We start from the raw sequence: 21184 nt of genomic DNA on the forward strand, positions 1-21184 counted from the left end.
GTTCCCGTCAGCGCAGCGAGTCGCCGGCGACGTCGTCCACGATCGCCCGGAACGTGCGGGTGTCCACCTCGTCGTCCACCGTGACCCGGACGATGTCGCTCACCTGCTGCCGGGACGTCGTGCGGCAGGCGCTGACCCGCGCGGCGGCGATCAGCCGCAACTGGTGCAGGCGGGCGGTGGAGTCGGGGACCGGGGGAAGGCGGCGCTCGGGCATGGACGGACGGTAGGCAGTCCGTCCACCGTCGTCCGGCAGGTTCCGGCACCGTGTCGTCTCGAGTTCGTCCCTCCCGTCCCACCCGGCGCCAGGGCCCCGGTGGTGTCAGGCCCGGACGCCGGCGCGCAGCCGCTCGCGGACGGCGAGCCAGGCCTCCAGCTCGGCGGCCGGCAGCGGTGGGGAGTGCAGGTAGCCCTGGCTCTCGTCGCACTCCAGCGCACGCAGGTGCACCAGGGTGGCGGGGTCCTCGACGCCCTCGGCGACCACCCGCAGCCCCAGCTGGTGCGCCAGCCGGATGGTGCTGGCCACGATCGCCGCCGCGCGGTCGTCGGTGAGCAGGTCGGCGGTGAACGACCGGTCCAGCTTGAGCTCGGCCACCGGCAGCCGGTGCAGGTAGGTCAGCGACGCGTAGCCGGTGCCGAAGTCGTCGATGCTCACCGTCGCCCCGAGGTCGGCCAGCGCCGCGACAACGGCGAGGCTGCGGTCGGGATCGCTGAGCAGCACCGTCTCGGTCACCTCGAGCACGAGGGCGGACGACGGCAGGTCGTGGACGCGCAGCAGCTCGGCGACCCGCTGGGGCAGGCCGGTGTCGAGCAGGTTGCTGGCCGACAGGTTCACCGAGACCCGCAGGTCCCGGCCGGCCCGGTGCCAGACCGCTGCCTGGGCGACGGCCTGGGCCAGCACCTCGTTGGTCAGCGGGCCCATCAGCCCGTGCACCTCGGCCAGCGGCAGGAAGTCGCCGGGCTGCAGCAGCCCGCGGGTGGGGTGCTGCCAGCGGACGAGCGCCTCGACGCCCACGGTGCGTCCGGTCGCCACGTCGACCTGCGGCTGGTGGTGCAGCACGAGCTCACCGCCGACCACCCCGGCCCGCAGCTCCTCGACCAGGGCCAGCCGGCCGCTGCTGTCCCCGTGCCGGTCGGCCTCGTAGTGCACGACCCGGCTGCCCGACCGCTTGGCGTCGTACATCGCGGCGTCGGCCTGGCGGAGCAGCGCCTCCGGTGGCACGGGGGCGCCGGCGTGGCAGGTCAGCCCGAGGCTGAGCGCCACGTGCACGGTCAGCCCGCCGACCTCGAACGGCGCAGCCATGCAGTGCTGCAGCTCCCGGCCCAGGGCAGCGGCGCGTTCGGCGGGCGAGCCACCGGGGGACACCGTGGCGATGAGGGCGAACTCGTCGCCGCCCAGCCGGCCGAGCGCGTCGTCGGTGCCGAGCACCTGCTGCAGCCGCTGGGCCACCAGGCGCAGCAGGTCGTCGCCGGCGGAGTGGCCGAGGCCGTCGTTGACCTCCTTGAACTTGTCCAGGTCCAGCACGCCGACCGCCAGCGGGGTGCCCTGGGCGCACAGCTCCTCCACCCGGCGGAGCACGGCCCGGCGGTTGGCCAGGCCGGTGAGGTCGTCGGTGAGCGCCTCCCGGCGGCTCTGGGTCAGCTGGGCGAGATCGCGCACGTTGAGCAGCAGCCGGATGCCGGAACCGGTCGCGGCGATGCCACCGCACCAGGCCGCGGTGGGCCCGGCGTCGCAGAGCGCGAGCACCACCAGCACCACGGTCGAGGCGACGAGCACCACGAAGGCGCCGATGGTCGTGGTCGAGGGGTCGGTCGTCGTCCGGGGGACCGGAGTGCTCCGGAGGACGGCGGCCACGCTGAGGCAGCAGGCCCCGACGGCGGCCGCCGCCCAGCCCTGTGGGTGGCCCGCGGCGACGGCCGCGCCGGCGGTCACCTGGGCGGCCAGCGCCGCCGTCAGCCACCAGGCGCGCGGGTCGCGGGACATCCCGGAGATGAAGGGCACGGTCGCGGCCGTCCCCAGCAGCACGAGGCCGGCGGCCGTCTGCATCAGCGCCGGCTGCACCTGCCACCAGGAGGCCGTGGTCAGGCCGCCGACGTGGCCGAGCACGGTGTCGGTGACGGCGACGACGGCCAGTACCGCGGCGGCACCGAGCAGGGTGTCGCTCGGGTCGGCGACGGCCGTGCTGTCCCGGTTCCAGAGCACCATCCCGCCGTAGACGAGCGGGAACGCAGCGAGGTGGGCGACGGCCAGCGGCACGGTGGTGGCGGTGCCGGCACCGTGGGCGGCGGTGAGCACGGCGGAGGTGGCCAGCCCGGCGGCAACCAGCCCGGCGGCGACGGCCAGGCGCTGCCACAGCGAGCGGTCGGCACCGCCTCGGCGCACCCGCCAGACCAGCAGTGCGGCAACGGCGAGCTGGAGGGTGAGTGCGAGGACCAGCAGCACCACCCCGCCGGCGAGCTCGCGGCCAGGGGAGAGCGCCAGCGCGACCTGGGCGCCGGCCAGGACGCCGACGGTGCAGACCAGCCCACGCGGCATCCCGGTGAGGAGCTGCGGGCTGCGGGCGGCGGGCATGCAGCAGTCATCGGGTGCCCTGGCGGCGGAGTGGAGCGGGATCCGGGGGATTCACCCGATGGAGCGCTCCGGGCACGGCCGCGGGACGGGAGCCGACCCGGCCCCTCGGTGCGCTCCGGACCGCCGGAGCCCCGCCACCTGCACCTCGTCCGGAGCTCCGACTGCGCCAGGATGGTGCCGTGGACGCCTGGTGGCGCGGTCTGGCCGTGGTCGCCGTCGGGGTGCTGCTGAGCTGGTCGGTGCTCGTGCTGCTGGCCCGCCGGCTGCCGCCGGGCACGGCCCGGGACCTCGCCCGGTTCCTCCCGGACTCGGTGACCGCGGTCCGGCGGCTGCGCCGGCATCCGGCGGTGCCGCGGCGGGCGAGGGCGGCGCTGCTCGTCGCCGGGCTGTGGGTGCTCTCCCCGGTCGACCTGATCCCCGAGTTCCTGCCGGTGATCGGTCCGCTGGACGACGTCGTGGTGGTGGCGCTGGCCCTGCGCTACGCCGGCCGCCGGGTCCCGCGGGACGTGCTGCTGGCTGCCTGGCCGGGGGACCACCGGCTGCTGGAGCGGCTGCTGGGCCCTGCCGCCGCACCCTGATCGACGAGGCGCCGGCGCCCGGCGGGCCGAGCTGGCCTGCCGGGCGCCGGCGCGCGACGTCGAGCAGCGTGCGGCCCGGCGGCATCACGACGCCGCCGGGCCGGACCGACCGGACCTCAGCGGGGCTGCGCCGGGTTGGTCGGGTCGCCCTGCGACGGCGGGTTGATCTTCGGGCCGGTGGTCGCCTCGGAGACGGCCGAGCCACCGGACGGTGCGGGGGCCTGCTCCGGCTGGGTGCCGGCCGGGTCGCCACCGGAGGGCTGCGCGCCCGCCGACAGCTGGCCGAGCCGGTGGTCCATCGCCTGCACCACCTGGATGCGGTTGGCGTGGGCCTTCTCGTAGCTCAGCAACGTCCGCAGGTCGTCGACGTCCAGCGTGCGGATGCGGGAGGTGAGGCTCCCCACGGGCAGGTGGTCGTAGTCGGGCAGCGGGAGGGTCTCGTGCTCGGGCATCCCGGCTCCTTCCTGTTGTGCTTCTCGGCCCTCCTGCAGGGTCCCGCCGCGAGCTGGCGAGTGGTGGGGGGCAGGAGGGTCCTTCTGCTACCCGGGCGGCGCGGGATGACACACGGGTGTGAACGGGTCGCCGGCGTGGGTAGGCCGCGACGACGCACCGTCCGGGGCCCAGCCACGGCCCCGCCCGTACTCCCGAACACACGAAGGAGCTCCCCGTCCCATGGACGTGACCTTCCTGCAGCCGGTCTTCGCAGCCTCCGGCCCCTACGCCACGGTCTGCGCCGACATCACGCACAACACCGAGAACGCCGACACCGAGGTGGGTCTCCGGGTCCGCGCGGTGGGCGAGCAGCTGACCGAGCAGGGCGCGCCGGCCCAGGTCGTCGACGCGGTGCGCGAGCGTCTCCTGCAGACCAACGACGGCGGTCAGCTGGCCACCCTCCGCGGTCGCGCGCTCGTCGTGGCCGCCGACGGCTCGGTGGTGCTGGACGAGGTCCTCGCCGACGCGCCGCGCGACCCCGTCGCCCGCTGGTCGCCCGCCCCGGACCTGATGCCGGTGCTGCGCCAGCTCGCCGGCCGGGTGCCGCACGTGGTCGTCTTCGCCGACCGGATCGGCGCCGACGTCGCGGTGGCCACCCTCGCCGACCACCCCGAGGACCAGGACACCATCGAGGGCGACGGCTTCCACGCCCGCAAGGTGAAGGTCGGCGGCTGGGCGCACAACACCTACATGCACACCGCGGAGAACCAGTGGGAGGAGAACGCCGACAGCGTGGCGGGCGAGCTCCACTCGCTGGTCACCCGGGACGCGGCGCAGTTCGTCCTGCTCGCCGGTGACGTGCGGGCCCGCCAGCTGATCAGCGACAAGGCCAGCAAGGAGGTCGGCGACGTCCTCGTCTCGATCGAGGAGGGCGGCCGGGCCGCCGGCGCCGACCGGGAGGTCGTCGAGCAGCGCGCCGTCGAGCTGGTCGCCGAGCACGAGGCCCACGAGCAGGCCCGTGTGGTCGAGCAGGTGCAGGCAGCCTCCGCGCACGGCCTCGCCGTGACCGGGACGGCGCTGGTCGTCGAGGCGCTGCGCAAGGCCCAGGTCGAGACGCTGGTGCTGGCCGACCAGCTCGACGACGAGCAGCTGTTCGTCGGCTCCGACCCGCTGCAGGTCGGGGTGGGTGCCGACGACATGGCCGCCCTCGGGGTCGGCGACGCCCAGCGCGTCCCGGCCGACCAGGCGCTGCTGCGCGCTGCGGTCGGCAGCGACGCTGCGGTCGTCGTCGTGCCCCGCACCGCGATGCCCGGTGACATCCCGGTGGCCGCGGTCCTCCGCTACACCGACGACTCGACGCCCAGCTGACCCCGGTCGGCACCCATCCCACCGGCCGCGATGCGGCCACTGGACAGAACGGAGCACCACCATGACCGACCCCCACCAGGCCGCCACCCCGCCGGGCACCGACCCGGCCGACATCGAGCAGCGGGGCGCCATCGCCGAGGCGCTGGGCAAGGAGGTGTGGCCGGCCGACAAGGACGCCCTCGTCGCCAAGGCCCAGGAGTCCAACGCCCCCGACCGCGTCCTCGCCTCGCTGAACCGGCTGCCGGCGCACGCCCAGTTCGCCAACGTGCAGGACGTCGCCGAGGCCCTGGGCATCGGCACCGAGCAGCAGCGCTTCTGACGAAGGACCCCCTTGCCCCCCCCACCACTCGCGAGCTCGTGGCGGGACCCTGCAAGGGGCCAGCGGGGCGCGGTGTCGTCCATCGCTCCCGGGGTAAGGGGGACCTCATGCCCGACATGAAGGACCCCTCGCCCGAGGCGATCGCCAACGTCACCGAGCACAACGTCGAGACCCGGGCGCAGCTGCTGCCCGAGGAGCGCTCCAGCGGGCCGAGCGCCGACCCGGAGAAGCAGGCCGCGGTCATCCTGGCCGAGTCCGAGGAGCGCACCGTGCACGCCGACCCGGACGACGCGCAGGGTGGTCACCGGCAGTCCTCCGACACCGCCGACTGACCCGCACCGCCGACCGACCCGCACCGCCCCGGGGGCTCAGCGCCCCCGGGGCGGTGCGGTGCTCTCCCGGACCACCAGCGCCGTGGCCAGCTCCAGCCGCGGCACCTCCAGCTCCTCGCCACGGACCAGCCGCAGCACGGTGCGCGCGGCCAGCGCGCCCATCTCCGACAGCGGCTGGTGCACCGTGGTCAGCGGGGGAGAGGACCAGCGGGCACCCGGCAGGTCGTCGAAGCCCACGATGCTGACGTCCTCCGGTACCCGAAGACCCCGCTGCCGCACCGCCTCGTAGGCGCCCAGCGCCATCTGGTCGTTCGCCGCGACGATCGCCGTCGGCGGCTCGGGGTGGGCCAGCAGCTCGGCGCCGAGCCGGAACCCCGACTCGTGCTCGAAGTCGCCGACGAGCAGCAGTTCCGGGTCGACGGTGAGCCCGGCCGCCTCCACCGCGGCGCGGTGCCCGTCCAGCCGGGCGCGGCTGGCCAGCAGGGCCGGGATGCCGGCGATCACGCCGATCCGCCGGTGCCCGAGCCCGATCAGGTGCTCGGTGGCGCTGAGCCCGCCGGCCCAGTTGGTCGCCCCGATCGTGGGCACGTCCATCGCCGGGACGCCGGCCGGGTCGATGACCACCGCCGGGACGTGCAGCCGGCGCAGCTCCGCGGCCAGCGTCGGGTCGACCTCGTTGGTCACCAGGATGGCGCCGTCGCTGGCCCGGCCGGCCAGGTTGTCCAGCCAGCTGCGGGTGTCGCTGGCCCGGCGGTGGGTGGCGGTGACCACCGTGCCCACCCCCTCGGCGTGGGCGGCGTCCTCGACGCCCCGGATGATCTCCACCGCCCACGGGCTGTCCAGGTCGTTGAAGACCAGGTCGATCAGCCGCGCGGTGGTGCTCGTCCGGCCGCCCCGGCGGCGGTAACCGTGGTCACGCAGCAGCTGCTCCACCCGTTCCCGGGTGTGCGGGGCGACGTCGGAGCGGCCGTTGAGCACGCGGGAGACCGTCGGCACGGAGACCCCGGCCTCCGCGGCGATGGTCGCGATCGTGACGCCGCGGGCCGGGGTGTCGGTCACTGGGTCCTCCTCATCCGCCGACAGCCTAGGGCGCGAGCACGCAGCGCATGGTGCGCGTGCCCGCTGGGTAGACCCGGGCGCGACGAGAGGAGCCACCATGCCGAAGACGACGAAGAGCGGCGACGCGAAGCAGGACGAGATCCCCAGCACCCTGCAGCGCTCGGACGAGAAGGCCCAGCGCACGTTCGCCAAGGCCCACGACTCGGCCGCCGAGGAGTACGGCGACGAGCAGCGGGCCAACCGGGTCGCGTGGGGCGCGGTCAAGCACACCCACGAGAAGGTGGGCGACCACTGGGAGCCCAAGGACCACGAGGGGCCCAGCGACCAGCAGTCGGCCGAGGGCAACGCCGACACCGATCTGGACAGCAAGGGCGGGGTCGACGCCAACGCCTCCAAGGCCCACCTCTACGACCTCGCCAAGGACGCCGGCATCGAGGGTCGCTCGACGATGGACAAGGAGGAGCTGGCCGACGCGCTGCAGAAGTCGAACGACCGGAAGACCGCCGAGGCCCGCGGGAAGTGACCCGGCCAGACTGACCGGGTGACTCGGGAGGACCTGCGCCGGCGCTACGAAGAGGTCAGCCAGTGGCCGCTGGTGGTGCTGGCGCTGCTGTTCGTGGCGGCCTACGCCTGGGGAGTGTTGCGGCCGGACCTGCCCGGCTGGCTCCGGAGCGCCCTCGCGCTGGTCACGCTGGTGACCTGGCCGGTGTTCCTGGCCGACTACCTGCTGCGGCTGGCGCTCGCCGAGCAGCGCTGGCGGTTCGTCCGGCAGAACTGGGTGGACGGCGTCGCGGTGCTGCTGCCCCTGCTGCGGCCGCTGCGCATCGTCAGCCTGGTACGGGTCGCCCGGGTGCTCGACCGCCGGCTCACCGTCACCCTGCACGGCCGGGTCGCCGCCTACGTCACCCTCACCGCCTCGCTGGTCGTCTTCATGGCCTCCCTGGCCGCCTACGACGCCGAACGCGGCGCCCCGGACGCGCAGATCACCAGCTACGGCGACGCCCTGTGGTGGGCGCTGACCACGATCACCACGGTCGGCTACGGCGACGAGTACCCGGTCACCACCGAGGGCCGGCTGGTCGCCGGGCTGCTCATGGTCGGGGGCATCGCCCTGCTCGGTGTGGTCACCGCCGCGGTCGCCTCCTGGTTCGTGGGCCGGGTCGCCGACGCCGCCCGGGCCGAGGACGACGCCGCGGACGCCGCTGCCGACGAGGCGATGCGCGCCGAGGTGCGCGCGCTGGCCGAGGAGGTGCGCCGGCTGCGCGCCGAGCTGGCCGGGGACGGGCCCACCGCCCCGGCCCCGGCCCCGGCCGCTGGGGTCAGGCCGACGGGATGAGGATCAGCTCGGTCTGCCGCCGGTCCAGGTACTCCACCCCGGCCGCGGTGAGCGCGATGCCCTGCTCCAGCGCCATCCGGACCAGCTGACCGCCCCACTCGGGCACCGGCACCCGCACGCACAGCTCGAGGGCGTAGACGGTGTCCAGGTGCACGGGGGCCTGTCCCGCGCCGGGGACGCCGTCCTGCTGGTCCCACATGCCGATCGCCGGGCCCGCCCCGTGGCCGTGCACGCCGACCGGGTGGGAGTAGACGTCGCCGTCGATCCCGGCGGCGGCCGCGGCGGCGCGGGCCGCGGCCAGCACCTCGTCCCCGGTGCGGCCGGGGCGCAGTTCCGCGGTGGTCAGGTCCTGCATGCGATTGCCGACGCCCAAGGCGGCGACCAGCCCGGCCGGCGCGGCCGTCTCACCCGGGCGCAGCACGTAGGCGTTGCGCTGGGTGTCGGTCATCAGGCCCAGGCTGGACAGGCCCACGTCGCAGTGCACCAGGTCGCCGGGCTGCACGACGGCGTCGTAGGGCACGCCGGGCAGCACGGTGCCGCGCTCGTCGGCCAGCGGGCTGCCGGCGCGCTGCAGCCCGACGGTGGGCTGGAACCACGGGTCGACGCCGAGGTCGGCGAAGCGCTGCCGGATCCACCAGGCGACGTCCAGGGCGGTGGTCTCCCCGACGGTGATCACGGCGGGGGAGAAGGCCTCGTCGATCACCTCGTGCACCAGCCGGTTCATCGCGTGCAGCGCGCCGATCTCCTCCGGCAGCCGGGTCTCCAGCCAGCCGACCGCCAGCGCCTCGGCCGAGACCAGCTTCTCCGCGTGCGGCCCCAGGGCCCCGACCAGCAGCTGGTGCTCGGTGTGGGAGAGCCCGTCGGCGTGGGCGAACACCCGGGAGACGTCGACGCCGATGGTGCGCGGCGCGGCCTGGTCCACGAACCGGCGGACCGCCGCCCACTGCGCGTCCTCCGCGGAGAGCCCCTGCTGGTCGTCGGCCTCCCAGGCGGGGAGGAACTGCCCGACCGGGTACCGGGAGACGGCGACCGCGGTGACGCCGTCGTCGCTGCGGTGGAACATCAGGATCGTGCGCCGCCGGGCCGACAGCCAGGTCGCCGGCAGCAGCGTCGGGAGCACCGGGTCCTCGTTGTACTCCCGGCCGATGACCACCCACAGGTCGATCCCGGCCCGGTCCATCAGCCCGGGCAGGAGGTCCAGCAGCCGCTGGGTCAGCCAGCGGTCGCGGACGTCGGCCTGGTCCCGGAGGGGGAGGGGCACCGTGCGGGTGGGGTCCGGGGTGGCGCGCTCGGCGATCACGGTCATGCAGGCAGGAAAGCAGACCGGCCGCCGTCCTGCTCGGAGTGCGCCCGCGGGGGCCGGCCGGTCAGGCCATGCCCCCGGCGGTCGGGTGGGAGCTGCCGATCCTGCGGAACGGGACGACCGTGCCGCCGGCCACCACGACCCGGTCACGGCCGCCCTGCTTGGCCTGGTACATCGCCGCGTCGGCCCGGTCGACCAGCCGCCACAGGGCGTCGGTGGGGTCCTCGCCGTCCGCCGGGCCGGTCAGGGCCACCCCGATCGAGACGGTCACCTGGTGCTGGCCGACCACGCTGCCCTTGACCGCCAGCCGGAGCCGCTCGGCCAGCCGCCGCGCCTCACTGGGGTCGGCGACCAGGCCGAGCACAACCAGCTCCTCCCCGCCGGTGCGGGCCAGCACGTCCGGTGGGCGCACCGACGCCGCCAGCGCCGAGCCGACACCGCGCAGCACCGCGTCGCCCACGGCGTGCCCGAACTCGTCGTTGAGCCGCTTGAAGTGGTCCAGGTCGAGCACCAGGGCGCCCACCCGCAGGCCGTCGCGGCGGGCCTGGCGCCAGATGCGCGGGGCCTGGTCGACCAGCGAGCGGCGGTTGGCCAGCCCGGTCAGCGGGTCGGTGGAGGACATCTCCTGGGTGACCGCGAGCAGCCGCTGCACCCGGCGGCGCAGCAGGAACACCCCCAGCGTCGCGACGTCGAGGGTCAGGGCGCTGACCGCCACGTGCACCAGCAGCGAGGGGGTGCCCGGGTAGCTGCCGGCCAGGGCCACCCAGCAGGCGGCGACCACCGCCAGCATGTGCGCGGCCAGCGCCCGGGCGCCCAGGAACCAGGCGGCCATGAAGCAGCAGAACAGCAGCATCAGCGGCGGCGCGTGCCGCAGCGGGTCGCCGGTGGCCCAGGCCAGCAGCACGTAGGTGGCGTCACCGAGCAGCACCAGGACGGCGGTGAGCGTCTCCCCGGCGCGCTGCCGGACGACCAGCGCCAGGGCGATGAGCAGGCAGGCGCCCAGCGCGCCGGCGTAGAGCGGGCGGCTCACCGAGTCCCGCAGCGCGCCGTCGACGAGCAGGTTGATCGAGCCCAGCGCGGCGCCGGCGCAGAACAGCGCGGCCAGGCACCAGGCGACCAGGCGGTGCTCGCCACCCCGCTCGGGGCGCGGCAGGTCGTCGACCGGCCTGGACCGCTCGCGGTGCCGGTGACCCGTACCGGGCCGTCGCGCCCCCACCATGCGCAGCAGCATGCCGCAGCCCGGCCGCTGGCATAACCGGCTGGGGCGCGCCATTTCCGGAACCCGCAGCTCCGTTGGTGCCGCTGTGACAGGAGGGGCGTGCCGGCCCGCCGGGTGCCAGGCTGGACGGCGCACGTGCACCCATCCGGAAGGAGAGCGACGTTGACCCAGGGGCCCTGGTTCTTCTGCCTGAAGCACCACACCGTCGAGGACCGGGACGGCTGCGCCGAGCGCCACCGCCTCGGCCCGTACGCCACCCGTGCCGAGGCCGAGTCCGCGCTGGAGAAGGTCGCCGAGCGCAACGAGCAGCAGGACGCCGCCGACGAGGCGTGGGAGGAGGGCCGGCGCTGACCCGCGACCGGCCCGATCGGCCGGGTCGCGACGGTCGGGGCATGATCCTCGGGGGAGCGTCCGGCAGGGCGCCCGAGGGACTGGAGGGGTCGTGACGGACGGACGTGCGGTGGAGGACCTCGTGGTCGGCGTGCTCGGGGGCACCGGGCCGCAGGGCCGTGGGCTCGCGGTGCGGCTGGCCGCCGCCGGGCAGCGGGTGCTGCTCGGTTCCCGGGACGCCGAGCGCGCCGAGCAGGTGGCGGCCGAGGTCGCCGTCCGGGCCGGCGCGGCGGCCGGCGGGGTCGAGGTGTCGGTGCGGGGCGGATCCAACACCGACGTCGCCGGTGCCGCCGACCTGGTGATCATCGCCGTTCCCTACGCCGGGCACGCCGACACCCTCGCGGAGCTCGCCACCCCGCTGGCCGGCAAGGTCGTCGTCGACTGCGTGGTGCCGATGGGCTGGGACGAGCTCGGCGCCTACGTGCTGGACGTCGCCGAGGGCAGCGTCTGCCAGCAGGCCGCCGTGCTGCTCCCGGACAGCTCCGTCGTCGGCGCCTTCCACCACCTGTCGGCGGTGACGCTGGAGGACCTCTCCACGCCCACCCTGGAGGGCGACGTCATGGTCGTCGGCGACGTCCGCGAGGCCACCGACGTCGTGCAGGCGCTGGCCGGGCGGCTGCCCGGGATGCGCGGCGTCTACGCCGGCCGGCTGCGCAACGCCCGCCAGGTCGAGGCGCTCACGATCAACCTGGTCTCGGTCAACCGCCGCTACAAGGCCCACGCAGGCATCCGCATCACCGACGTGTGAGCATGCGCGTCTGAGGCAGCTCCCGGGAGCAACACGCACCTCAGACGCACATCACCGAAGGCAGGACGGACGGAGCGGCTCAGCGGCACCCGGGACGGCACCTGGCCGCGGTGCGATCCGGAGGATCGCTACTCGAACGAGTGCTCGGTGGTCGGGAACGTGCCCTCGCGGACCTCGGTGGCGTACTCCTGGGCGGCGCGCAGCAGCTCACCGCGCAGGTCGGCGTACTTCTTCACGAACTTCGGCACCCGGCCGGCGGTCATCCCGGCCATGTCCGGCCAGACCAGCACCTGGGCGTCGCAGTCGGCTCCCGCGCCGATGCCGATCGTCGGGATGGCCAGCTCCTTGGTCACCTGCCCGGCGATCCCGGCCGGCACCATCTCCATGACCACGGCGAACGCGCCGGCCTCCTGGACCGCGTGCGCGTCGGCGAGCAGCTGCTCGGCGCCCGCGCCCCGGCCCTGCACCCGGAACCCGCCGAGGGCGTGCTCGCTCTGCGGGGTGAAGCCGATGTGCGCCATCACCGGGATGCCGGCCTGGGTCAGCGCCCGGATCTGCGGGGCCACCCGGACGCCGCCCTCCAGCTTGACCGCCTGCGCGCCGCCCTCCTTCATCATCCGCACCGCGGTGTCGAAGGCCTGCTGCGGACCGGACTCGTAGCTGCCGAAGGGCAGGTCGGCGACGATCAGCGCCCGCGTCGTCGAGCGGGTGACCGCCTTGGTCATCAGCAGCAGGTCCTCCACCGTCACCGCGACGGTGGAGGTCTGGCCCAGGACGACGTTGCCGGCGGAGTCACCGACCAGCAGCACCGGGATGCCGGCCTCCTCGAACACCGCTGCTGCGTAGGTGTCGTAGGCAGTGAGCATCGCCCACTTCTCGCCCCGCTCCTTGGCCTGGCGCAGGTGGTGGATGCGGACCCGGGCGGTCGAGGTGCCGCCGTAGAGCACCGACTCGGTCATGCTCTGCTCCCTGCTGGGCTCGCGACCGCGGTCACGACGCCCCGTCGCGGACGCTGGGCGGGGTCTCCCGCCAGCGGTTGGTGATCGGCAGCCGGCGGTCCCGGCCGAAGGCCTTCAACGAGATCTTGGTGCCGGGCGCGGACTGACGGCGCTTGAACTCGGCCAGGTCGACCAGCCGCAGCACCCGGGCCACCACCGCCGGGTCGTGGCCGCGCTCGAGCAGCTCGGCCAGGCCGAGGTCGCGGTCCACGTAGTCGGCGATGACGGCGTCCAGCTCCTCGTAGGAGGGCAGCGAGTCGCTGTCCTGCTGGCCGGGGGCGAGCTCGGCCGACGGCGGCTTGTCGATCGAGTTCTGCGGGATCGGCTCCACCTGGCCGCGGTCCCGGGCGTAGGAGTTGCGCCAGCGGGCGAGGTCCCAGACCAGGGTCTTCAGCACGTCCTTGATCGGGGCGAAGCCACCCGCGGCGTCCCCGTAGAGCGTCGAGTAGCCCACGGCGACCTCGCTCTTGTTGCTGGTGGCCAGCAGCAGGTGGCCGTGCTGGTTGGACAGCCCCATCAGCAGGGTGCCGCGCACCCGGGCCTGCAGGTTCTCCGCGGCCACCCCGGTCAGCTCCACCGAGCCGCGGTAGGCCTCCACCATCGGCGCGATCGGGACGACCGAGTAGTGCATGCCCAGCCGCTCGGCGGAGTCCGCCGCATCGGTGAGCGAGTGCTCGCTGGAGTACTCGCTGGGCAGGCCGACCCCGTGCACCCGGTCGGCGCCGAGCGCGTCCACGGCGAGGGCGGCGACCAGCGCGGAGTCGATCCCGCCGGACATCCCCAGCACCACCGAGGGCATGCCGTTCTTGTCGATGAAGTCCTTCAGGCCCAGGACCAGCGCCCGCCAGACCTCCTCGAGGTCGGTCAGCGGCTCGGCGACCGTGCCCGGCCGCGGCTCGTAGCGGGCGACCGGGGCGTCGGAGACCAGGTGCCGGGTGACCGTCATGGGGCCGAGCCGGCCCTCCCGCCGGTCGGGCACGGAGGTCGGGTCGATCGTCAGGTCGACGGTCAGCAGGTGCTCGACGAACTGGGAGGCGCGGGCCAGCAGCTCGCCGCTGGGGGAGACGGCGAGCGAGTCACCGTCGAACACCAGCTCGTCCTGCCCGCCGACCTGGTTGCAGTAGACGATCGTCGCCCGGGCCTCGGCGGCGCGGCGCCGGACCAGCGGCAGCCGCAGGTCGTCCTTGGCCCGCTCGTAGGGGGAGGCGTTGGGGGAGACGACCAGGTCGACCCCGGCCTGCCCGGCGACCCCGCACGGGCCGCCCTCGACCCACAGGTCCTCGCAGATGGTCAGTGCCACGTCGACGCCGTGCAGCCGGACGACCGGCAGCTCGGTGCCCGGCACGAAGTAGCGCGCCTCGTCGAACACGCCGTAGTTGGGCAGGTGTCGCTTGTGGTAGCGGGCCACCACGGTGCCGCCGTGCAGCAGCGCCGCGGCGTTGCGCGGTGCGCCGCGGCGGGGGTTGGCGTCGCCGGGGGAGTCGTCGGCGTCGGTCGGTGCCTGGTCCACCGGCGCCGGACCGCTGCCCTCGGTGTGCGCCAGGTAGCCCACGACGACGGCGGTGCCGCCCAGGCCCTCGGCGTCGAGGGTGGCGGCCAGGTCGACCAGGGCCTGCTCACTGGCCCGGGCGAAGGACTCGCGCAGCACCAGGTCCTCGGCCGGGTAGCCGGTCAGGGTCATCTCCGGGAAGACCACGAGGTGCGCGTCGCGCCCAGCGGCCTGCCGGGTCCGGTCGACGACCAGCTCCGCGTTGCCCGCCAGGTCGCCGACCCGGGTGTCCACCTGGGCCAGGGCGACCCGCAGCTGCCGTGTCGACTCCGCCGTCCGCTGCTGCTCACTCACGGCCCAGAGTCTGGTCGTCGCTCCCGGGTCGCGGCCAGGCGGGGATCCCGGCCGGCTGTGTGGGCTGTCACACCCGGGTCCCGGCCTGCCGATGGGGGAGGCGTCACGCCCCCCTGAGCCCCTGGGACCTGCCATGTCCGGTGTCCGCCCCGTCCGGTCCGCGCTACTGCTGTCCCTCGTCGTCCTCGTGCTGCCCGCCTGCACCGGCGCCGAGGCGGAGGAGCAGCCCGCCGCAGCGCCGACCACGGCCGTGGCGACCGCCCCGGAGCCGGTCGAGCCGGCGGTGGTCAGCGTCGACCCGCCGCTGGGCTCGGCCGACGTCGCCCCGGTCACCCCGCTGCACGTCGACGTCGGGCACGGGACGCTCACCGAGGTGCTCGTCACCGACGAGGACGGCGCCGTGCTGCCCGGCGCGCTGGACCCCACCGGCACCTCCTGGCAGGCCACCGCCGACCTGGCCCACGCCACCACCTACACCGTGGGCGTCACCGCGGTGGACGCCGCGGGGACGCCGACGACCACCAGCGGCACCGTCACCACCGTCACGCCGCGCACGTTCACGCTGGCCACCGTCTTCCCGACCGCGGAGACCGGGACCGTCGGCGTCGGGCAGCCCGTCTCGGTGACCTTCGACGAGGACGTCACCGACCGGGCCGCGGTGGAACGCCGGTTGCAGGTGACCAGCTCCCCGGCGGTGACCGGTTCGTGGTCGTGGCTGTCCGACCGCACCGTGCAGTACCGCCCCGAGCAGTACTGGCCGGCGCACACGCACGTGGCGGTGGACGTCGACCTCTACGGCGTGGACGTCGGCCAGGGCATCCGCGGGCAGCGCAGCGAGCACGTGGAGTTCGACGTCGGGTCCCGGCGGGTGGCGGTCGTGGACGCCACCGAGCTGGTGCTGCGGCTCTACGTCGACGACCAGCTGGTGCGGACGATGCCGACCTCGCTGGGCAAGCGCGCCAGCCCGACCCCCAGTGGCACCTACGTGGTGATGCAGCAGTCCCGGGAGTACACGATGCGCTCGGCCAGCTACGGCGTCCCGCTGGACTCCCCGGACGGGTACGAGACCCCGGTCCAGTACGCCTCGCGGCTGTCCAACTCCGGGATCTTCGTGCACGGCGCCCCGTGGTCGGTCGGTGACCAGGGACGCCGCAACGTCTCGCACGGCTGCCTGAACGTCTCGGTCGCCGACGCCGGCTGGTTCTACGAGAACTTCGGCCGGGGCGACGTCGTGGAGGTGGTCGGCGCCGGGTCCCCGCTGGAGGTCACCGACGGCTTCGGCGCCTGGAACGCCGGCTGGGACGAGTGGCGGGCCGGCTCCGCGCTCGCCCACTGACCCCCGCCACTGCGGCCCCGCCTGTTCCCTCCGGGCACCCGGAGGAGGCAGGCTGAGGGGGCCGTAACACCCTCGTCACGACCGGAGTGCAGCATGACCGGCATGGACCGCCAGCAGGAGTTCGTCCTGCGCACCCTGGAGGAGCGCGACATCCGCTTCGTGCGGTTGTGGTTCACCGACGTGTCGGGCTACCTCAAGGCCGTCGCGGTCGCCCCGGCCGAGATCGAGGCGGCCTTCGCCGAGGGGATCGGCTTCGACGGCTCCGCGATCGAGGGCTTCGCCCGGGTCTACGAGTCCGACATGCTGGCCAAGCCCGACCCGGCCACCTTCCAGGTGATGCCCGGCTCCCGGGGGCAGGCGAGCGAGACGGCGCGGATGTTCTGCGACATCACGCTGCCCGACGGCTCCCCGGCCTGGGCCGACCCGCGGCACGTGCTGCGCCGGGCGCTGGCCAAGGCCGCGGACATGGGGTTCACCTTCTACACCCACCCCGAGATCGAGTTCTTCCTGCTCAAGGACCTGCCCAGCGACGGCAGCCCGCCCGAGCCCGCCGACGTCGGTGGCTACTTCGACCTCTCCACGCACAACGTGGCGCACGACTTCCGCCGGGAGGCGGTCTTCGCACTCGAGGCGATGGGCATCTCGGTGGAGTTCAGCCACCACGAGGTCGCGCCGGGCCAGCAGGAGATCGACCTGCGGTACGCCGATGCGCTGTCGATGGCGGACAACATCATGACGTTGCGGCACGTCGTCCGTGAGGTCGCGCTGGCCCAGGGCGTGCACGCCACGTTCATGCCCAAGCCGTTCACCGAGCTGGCGGGCTCCGCGATGCACACCCACGTCTCGCTGTTCGAGGGCGACCGCAACGCCTTCTCCGACCCGGCCGACCCGATGCGGCTGTCGACCACCGGCAAGCAGTTCATCGCCGGGCTGCTCACCCACGCCCGGGAGATGACCGCCGTCACCAACCAGACGGTGAACTCCTACCGGCGGCTGCTGGCCGGCACCGAGGCGCCCACCGCGGCGACCTGGGGACGGGCCAACCGGTCGGCGCTGGTCCGGCTGCCCTCCTACAAGCCCAACAAGGGCAACTCCGCGCGGGTGGAGGTGCGCTCGCCGGACTCGGCCTGCAACCCCTACCTCACCTTCGCCGTCCTGCTGGCCGCCGGCCTGCGCGGCATCGAGAAGGGCTACGAGCTCCCGCCCGAGGCCGAGGACGACGTCTGGTCGCTCACCGACACCGAGCGCCGGGCCGCCGGCTACGAGGACCTGCCGGTCTCCCTGGGTGAGGCGCTGACCGCGATGCAGGGCAGCGAGCTGGTCGCGGAGACCCTCGGCGAGCACGTCTTCGACTTCTTCCTGCGCAACAAGTGGGAGGAGTTCAACTCCTACCGCCAGAACGTCACCCCCTTCGAGCTGAAGCGCTACCTCCCCGGCCTCTGAAGCCAGCCGCACGACCACCACAATGGCCATTTTGGTGGTCGTGCGGCGGTGGGAACTAGCCTCTCGGCATGGCCCGCCTGCTCGTCGTCGTCCCCTCCGACACCGACCCGCCGACCCGGCTGGGGGAGTGGCTGCGCGACGCCGGGCTGGAGCTGGACGAGCGGCGGCTGTCCCAGGGGCACGAGCTGCCGGCGGACCTGACCGGTTTCGACGGGCTGCTGGTCATGGGCGGCCCGCAGTCGTCGCTGGACGACGAGCAGACCGCACCGGAGCTGGTCGGGGTGCGGCACCTGCTGGGCCAGGCGGTGGCGGCCGACCTGCCGACGCTGGCCATCTGCCTGGGTGCCCAGCTGCTGGCCCAGGTCGGCGGCGGCAGCACCCGGGTCGGCGCGGACGGTCCCGAGGTCGGCGCCACCCTGGTCGCCAAGCGGGACGCCGCCGACGCGGACCCGCTGTTCGGGCCGGTCCCGCTGTCCCCGGACGTGCTGCAGTGGCACCACGACGAGGTCGACCGGCTGCCGGCCGGGGCCACCCTGCTGGCCAGCAACCCGCGCTACGAGAACCAGGCCTACCGGGTCGGCCGGCACGTCTACGGGCTGCAGTTCCACATCGAGACCGACGAGGCGCTGGTGCGGCAGTGGGCCACCGGGGATGCCGTCGGGGTGGCCGCCAGCGGCCTGGACGTGCCGACCATCTGCGCCCGGGCCGCCGCCGTCCTCGACGACCTGGCCGAGGTCTGGGCGCCGTTCGCCGCCCGCTTCGCCGACCTGGTCCGCGCCCGCACCGCGACCGGGGCTTGAGCCGTGTCGACCGCTCCGCAGGTCGACGACGAGGTGCCCCGCCGCGCGGTCGTCCGGCTGGTGCGGCTGGGCTTCCACGACGGTGCCCGGGCCGCCCGGCTGCTCGCCTCGCCGGCGCTGGGGCTCTGGGACCTCGACCGCAACGAGCCGGCCGACCCCGAGGCCGCGCCGGTGGTCTCTGCGCTGGCCCGGGCCGGTGACCCCGACCTCGCCGTCCGCTCGCTGACCCGGCTGGTGGAGGCCCTGGACGACGCCGACCCCGACGGCGGCCTCGCCGCGGCGCTGCTGGCCCGGCTGCGGGGCTCGGCCGGGGTGCGCGCCCGGCTGATCGCGGTGCTGGGTGCCTCCGCCGGGCTGGCCGACCACCTGGCCGCCCACCCGACCGACTGGGTCGTGCTCGACGTGGAGGACCGCGGGGCGCCGCGCCCCAGTCCGCAGGAGCTGGAGCAGCAGCTGCTGTTCGCGGTGGGCGCCGACCCCGACGACCCGCCGTGGGGCGTCCGGCTGGGCAGCGCCGCCCCGGACGCGAGCCCCGCGCGGGTGCGCGACCTGCGGCACGCCTACCTGCGCGCCGTGCTGTCCCTGGCCGGCCGCGACCTGGCCGACGGCCTGCCCGCCGACGAGGTGGCCGGCGAGCTGGCCGACATCGCCGGGGCGGTGCTCACCGCCGGGCTGGCGCTGGCCGTGGCCGAGCAGCCCGCCGACGCCGCACCCTGCCGGCTGGCGGTGATCGGGCTGGGCAAGTGCGGCGGCCGGGAGCTCAACTACGTCAGCGACGTCGACGTCGTCTTCGTCGCGGAGCCGGTGGAGGAGGGCGAGGACGACGCGGCCGCCGTCGCCAGCGCCGCCCGGGTCGCCGGCGCGCTGATCCGGATCTGCGGGCAGGCGGCCTGGGAGGTCGACGCCGCGCTGCGCCCGGAGGGCAAGCGCGGCCAGCTGGTGCGCACCCTGGCCGGGCACCGGGCCTACTACGACCAGTGGGCCAGCACCTGGGAGTTCCAGGCGCTGCTGAAGATGCGCCCGGTGGCCGGTGACCCGGCGCTGGGCCGGGAGTACGTCGAGGAGCTGTGGCCGCTGGTCTGGAAGGCCGGTGACCGGCCCGGCTTCGTCGGTGAGATCCAGGCGATGCGCCGGCGGGTGGAGCAGAACATCCCCGCCGCGCAGGCCGACCGGCAGCTGAAGCTGGGCCGTGGGGGGCTGCGCGACGTCGAGTTCAGCGTGCAGCTGCTGCAGCTGGTGCACGGCCGGGCCGACGTCTCGCTGCGGGTCGGCGGCACGATCCCGGCGCTGACCGTGCTGGGCGCGGGGGGCTACATCGGCCGGGAGGACGCCGCGACGCTGGTCGCCTCCTACCGCTTCCTGCGCACCGTGGAGCACCGGTTGCAGCTGCTCCGGCTGCGGCGCACCCACCTGCTGCCGGTCGCCGACGACCAGCTGCGCTGGCTGGCCCGCTCGCTGGGCTACAAGCCCGACGACCGCGGCGACTCGGTGGCCGTGCTGCAGGCGGAGCTGGCGCTGCACACCCGGGTGGTGCGCCGGCTGCACGAGAAGCTGTTCTACCGGCCGCTGCTGTCCTCGGTGGCCCGGGTGCCCGGCGAGCAGCTGGCGCTGGGGCCGAAGGCGGCGGGGGAGTGGCTGCGCGCGCTGGGGTTCGCCGATCCCGACGGCGCGCTGCGGCACCTCACCGCGCTCACCGGCGGGCTGAGCCGGTCGGCGTCGATGCAGCGCTACCTGCTGCCGGTGCTGCTGCAGACCTTCGCCTCCTGCGCCGACCCCGACGCCGGGCTGCTGGCCTACCGCAAGGTCAGCGAGGCGCTGGGCAACGACCAGTGGTTCCTGCGGCTGCTGCGGGACGAGGGCCAGACCGCCGAGCGGCTGGCCGTGCTGCTCGGTTCCAGCCAGTACGTGGCCGGGCTGCTGACCCGCACTCCGGAGGCGATGCGGCTGCTGGCCGACGATGCCCAGCTGGAGCCGCGTGGCGCCGAGGCGCTGTGCACCGCCTGGCGGCAGGCGGTGGCCCGGGCCGGAGACGCGTCGTCCGGGGTGCGGGTGCTGCGGTCGCTGCGCCGCCAGGAGCTGTTGCGGATCGCCTGCGCCGACCTGCTCGGCCGGCTCGACGTGCTCCAGGTGGGCCGGGCGCTGCACGACGTCGCCGTCGCCACCCTGCAGGCCGGGCTGGACGCCGCGGTGCGCAGCTGGGCCGCCGAGTCCGGCACCGACGTCGCCGACGTCCCGGTGGACGTCGCGGTGATCGGGATGGGCCGGCTGGGCGGGGCGGAGCTCGGCTACGGCTCGGACGCCGACGTGCTGTTCGTGCACCGGGTACGGCCCGGGCACGACGAGACCCGGGCCAGCCAGGTCGCCAACGCCGTCGCGCACGCGCTGCGCCGGCTGCTCAGCGAGCCGGCGCCGGACCCGGCCTTCGAGGTGGACGCCAACCTGCGCCCCGAGGGCCGGCAGGGGGCGCTGTCGCGCAGCCTGAGCGCCTTCGCCGAGTACTACCAGCGGTGGGTGTTGACCTGGGAGGTGCAGGCGCTGCTGCGCGCCGAGCCGGTCGCCGGGGACGAGGCGCTCGGCCGGGAGTTCGTCGCGCTGATCGACCCGCTGCGCTACCCGGCCGAGGGGCTCACCGCCGAGCAGGTGGCCGAGATCCGGCGGATCAAGGCCCGGGTGGACAGCGAGCGGCTGCCCCGCGGCGCCGACCCGGCCACGCACACCAAGCTCGGCCGCGGCGGTCTGGCCGACGTGGAGTGGACCGTGCAGCTGCTGCAGCTGCAGCACGCCGCGGCGCACCCCGAGCTGCGGATCACCCCGACGGTGCCCGCGCTCACCGCCCTCGGCGACGCCGGCCTGCTGGACGCCGGCCAGGTCGAGGCGCTGCAGGCGGCCTGGGAGCTGGCCAGCCGGGCGCGCAACGCGGTGTTCCTGGTCCGCGGCCGGCCCGGTGACCAGCTGCCTCGGCAGGGGCTGGAGCTCAACGGGGTGGCCCGCGCCTGCGGCTACGGCCCGGACGTCGACGCCGGCCAGTTCGTCGACGACTACCGCCGGGTCACCCGGCAGGCCCGTACCGTCGTCGAGCACGTCTTCTACGGCCGCGAGGAGGCCTGAGCC

General features: G+C 75.0%; 20 protein-coding genes. 12 read left to right on the forward strand and 8 right to left on the reverse strand.

Going from position 1 to position 21184, the window contains the following annotated elements; genetic code table 11:
- Positions 1-7: 7 nt before the first annotated feature.
- Both Q1A09_RS12715 and Q1A09_RS12720 read right to left on the reverse strand, forming a co-directional pair.
- Complete coding sequence (locus tag Q1A09_RS12715; protein ID WP_299955436.1) at positions 8-214, reverse strand: hypothetical protein; 207 nt, start codon at positions 212-214, stop codon at positions 8-10.
- Positions 215-319: 105 nt separating this feature from the next.
- Positions 320-2569: a bifunctional diguanylate cyclase/phosphodiesterase gene (locus Q1A09_RS12720; protein ID WP_299955438.1), complete on the reverse strand. Its 2250-nt coding sequence runs from the start codon at positions 2567-2569 to the stop codon at positions 320-322.
- A gap of 179 nt (positions 2570-2748) precedes the next feature.
- Between Q1A09_RS12720 and Q1A09_RS12725 the strand changes: the two genes are divergently transcribed.
- The gene (locus Q1A09_RS12725; RefSeq protein WP_299955440.1) at positions 2749-3147 is read left to right on the forward strand and encodes a YkvA family protein; all 399 of its coding nucleotides are present in this window, start codon (positions 2749-2751) and stop codon (positions 3145-3147) included.
- A 116-nt stretch (positions 3148-3263) separates the two neighbouring features.
- On the opposite strand, the gene Q1A09_RS12730 is transcribed toward Q1A09_RS12725, so the two are convergent.
- A complete protein-coding gene (locus Q1A09_RS12730; protein ID WP_299955441.1) occupies positions 3264-3599 on the reverse strand; it encodes a hypothetical protein in 336 nt (111 codons plus the stop codon).
- A gap of 220 nt (positions 3600-3819) precedes the next feature.
- Here Q1A09_RS12730 and Q1A09_RS12735 point away from each other — a divergent pair, with 220 nt between their 5' ends.
- From Q1A09_RS12735 to Q1A09_RS12745, 3 genes are all read left to right on the forward strand, one after another.
- Positions 3820-4947: a Vms1/Ankzf1 family peptidyl-tRNA hydrolase gene (locus tag Q1A09_RS12735; protein ID WP_299955443.1), complete on the forward strand. Its 1128-nt coding sequence runs from the start codon at positions 3820-3822 to the stop codon at positions 4945-4947.
- A 61-nt stretch (positions 4948-5008) separates the two neighbouring features.
- On the forward strand, positions 5009-5266 hold the full coding sequence (locus tag Q1A09_RS12740) for a DUF2795 domain-containing protein (protein ID WP_299955445.1): 258 nt from the start codon (positions 5009-5011) through the stop codon (positions 5264-5266).
- A 107-nt stretch (positions 5267-5373) separates the two neighbouring features.
- Positions 5374-5598 carry a hypothetical protein gene (locus tag Q1A09_RS12745; RefSeq protein ID WP_299955446.1) on the forward strand — a complete coding sequence of 75 codons (225 nt, stop codon included), beginning with the start codon at positions 5374-5376 and terminating at the stop codon, positions 5596-5598.
- 36 nt (positions 5599-5634) lie between these two features.
- On the opposite strand, the gene Q1A09_RS12750 is transcribed toward Q1A09_RS12745, so the two are convergent.
- A complete protein-coding gene (locus tag Q1A09_RS12750) occupies positions 5635-6657 on the reverse strand; it encodes a LacI family DNA-binding transcriptional regulator (protein WP_299955448.1) in 1023 nt (340 codons plus the stop codon).
- Between the two features lie 97 nt (positions 6658-6754).
- On the opposite strand from Q1A09_RS12750, the gene Q1A09_RS12755 reads away from it, so the two are divergent.
- A complete protein-coding gene (locus Q1A09_RS12755; RefSeq protein ID WP_299955450.1) occupies positions 6755-7180 on the forward strand; it encodes a ChaB family protein in 426 nt (141 codons plus the stop codon).
- Between the two features lie 18 nt (positions 7181-7198).
- Positions 7199-7993 (forward strand): potassium channel family protein, encoded by a 795-nt coding sequence (locus Q1A09_RS12760; RefSeq protein WP_299955451.1) that lies wholly within the window; start codon positions 7199-7201, stop codon positions 7991-7993.
- Here Q1A09_RS12760 and Q1A09_RS12765 read toward each other — a convergent pair.
- On the reverse strand, positions 7977-9299 hold the full coding sequence (locus Q1A09_RS12765; protein ID WP_299955453.1) for a M24 family metallopeptidase: 1323 nt from the start codon (positions 9297-9299) through the stop codon (positions 7977-7979). The two genes, Q1A09_RS12760 and Q1A09_RS12765, sit on opposite strands and share 17 nt — an antisense overlap.
- Before the next feature lie 61 nt (positions 9300-9360).
- Entirely contained in the window at positions 9361-10527 is a 1167-nt protein-coding gene (locus Q1A09_RS12770; protein WP_299955455.1) for a diguanylate cyclase, read from the reverse strand.
- A gap of 150 nt (positions 10528-10677) precedes the next feature.
- Here Q1A09_RS12770 and Q1A09_RS12775 point away from each other — a divergent pair, with 150 nt between their 5' ends.
- Positions 10678-10866 (forward strand): hypothetical protein, encoded by a 189-nt coding sequence (locus Q1A09_RS12775; protein WP_222193388.1) that lies wholly within the window; start codon positions 10678-10680, stop codon positions 10864-10866.
- Between the two features lie 91 nt (positions 10867-10957).
- Positions 10958-11653, forward strand: coding sequence for an NADPH-dependent F420 reductase (gene npdG / locus Q1A09_RS12780; RefSeq protein WP_299955457.1), 696 nt, complete (start codon positions 10958-10960; stop codon positions 11651-11653).
- A 128-nt stretch (positions 11654-11781) separates the two neighbouring features.
- On the opposite strand, the gene panB is transcribed toward npdG, so the two are convergent.
- The gene (gene panB / locus Q1A09_RS12785; RefSeq protein ID WP_299955459.1) at positions 11782-12612 is read right to left on the reverse strand and encodes a 3-methyl-2-oxobutanoate hydroxymethyltransferase; all 831 of its coding nucleotides are present in this window, start codon (positions 12610-12612) and stop codon (positions 11782-11784) included.
- A 31-nt stretch (positions 12613-12643) separates the two neighbouring features.
- Positions 12644-14494 (reverse strand): NAD+ synthase, encoded by a 1851-nt coding sequence (locus Q1A09_RS12790; RefSeq protein WP_299955460.1) that lies wholly within the window; start codon positions 14492-14494, stop codon positions 12644-12646.
- A gap of 133 nt (positions 14495-14627) precedes the next feature.
- Here Q1A09_RS12790 and Q1A09_RS12795 point away from each other — a divergent pair, with 133 nt between their 5' ends.
- The 4 genes from Q1A09_RS12795 (at position 14628) to Q1A09_RS12810 (ending at position 21181) form a co-directional block, all read left to right on the forward strand.
- Positions 14628-15830, forward strand: coding sequence for an Ig-like domain-containing protein (locus Q1A09_RS12795; protein ID WP_299955462.1), 1203 nt, complete (start codon positions 14628-14630; stop codon positions 15828-15830).
- Positions 15831-15923: 93 nt separating this feature from the next.
- A complete protein-coding gene (locus Q1A09_RS12800) occupies positions 15924-17273 on the forward strand; it encodes a glutamine synthetase family protein (protein ID WP_299955464.1) in 1350 nt (449 codons plus the stop codon).
- Between the two features lie 68 nt (positions 17274-17341).
- Complete coding sequence (locus Q1A09_RS12805) at positions 17342-18073, forward strand: type 1 glutamine amidotransferase (RefSeq protein WP_299955466.1); 732 nt, start codon at positions 17342-17344, stop codon at positions 18071-18073.
- 3 nt (positions 18074-18076) lie between these two features.
- Positions 18077-21181, forward strand: coding sequence for a bifunctional [glutamine synthetase] adenylyltransferase/[glutamine synthetase]-adenylyl-L-tyrosine phosphorylase (locus tag Q1A09_RS12810; RefSeq protein WP_299955468.1), 3105 nt, complete (start codon positions 18077-18079; stop codon positions 21179-21181).
- The last annotated feature ends 3 nt before the right edge of the window (positions 21182-21184 follow it).

This window comes from uncultured Modestobacter sp., from assembly GCF_947486615.1.
Taxonomy (GTDB): Bacteria; Actinomycetota; Actinomycetes; order Mycobacteriales; family Geodermatophilaceae; genus Modestobacter.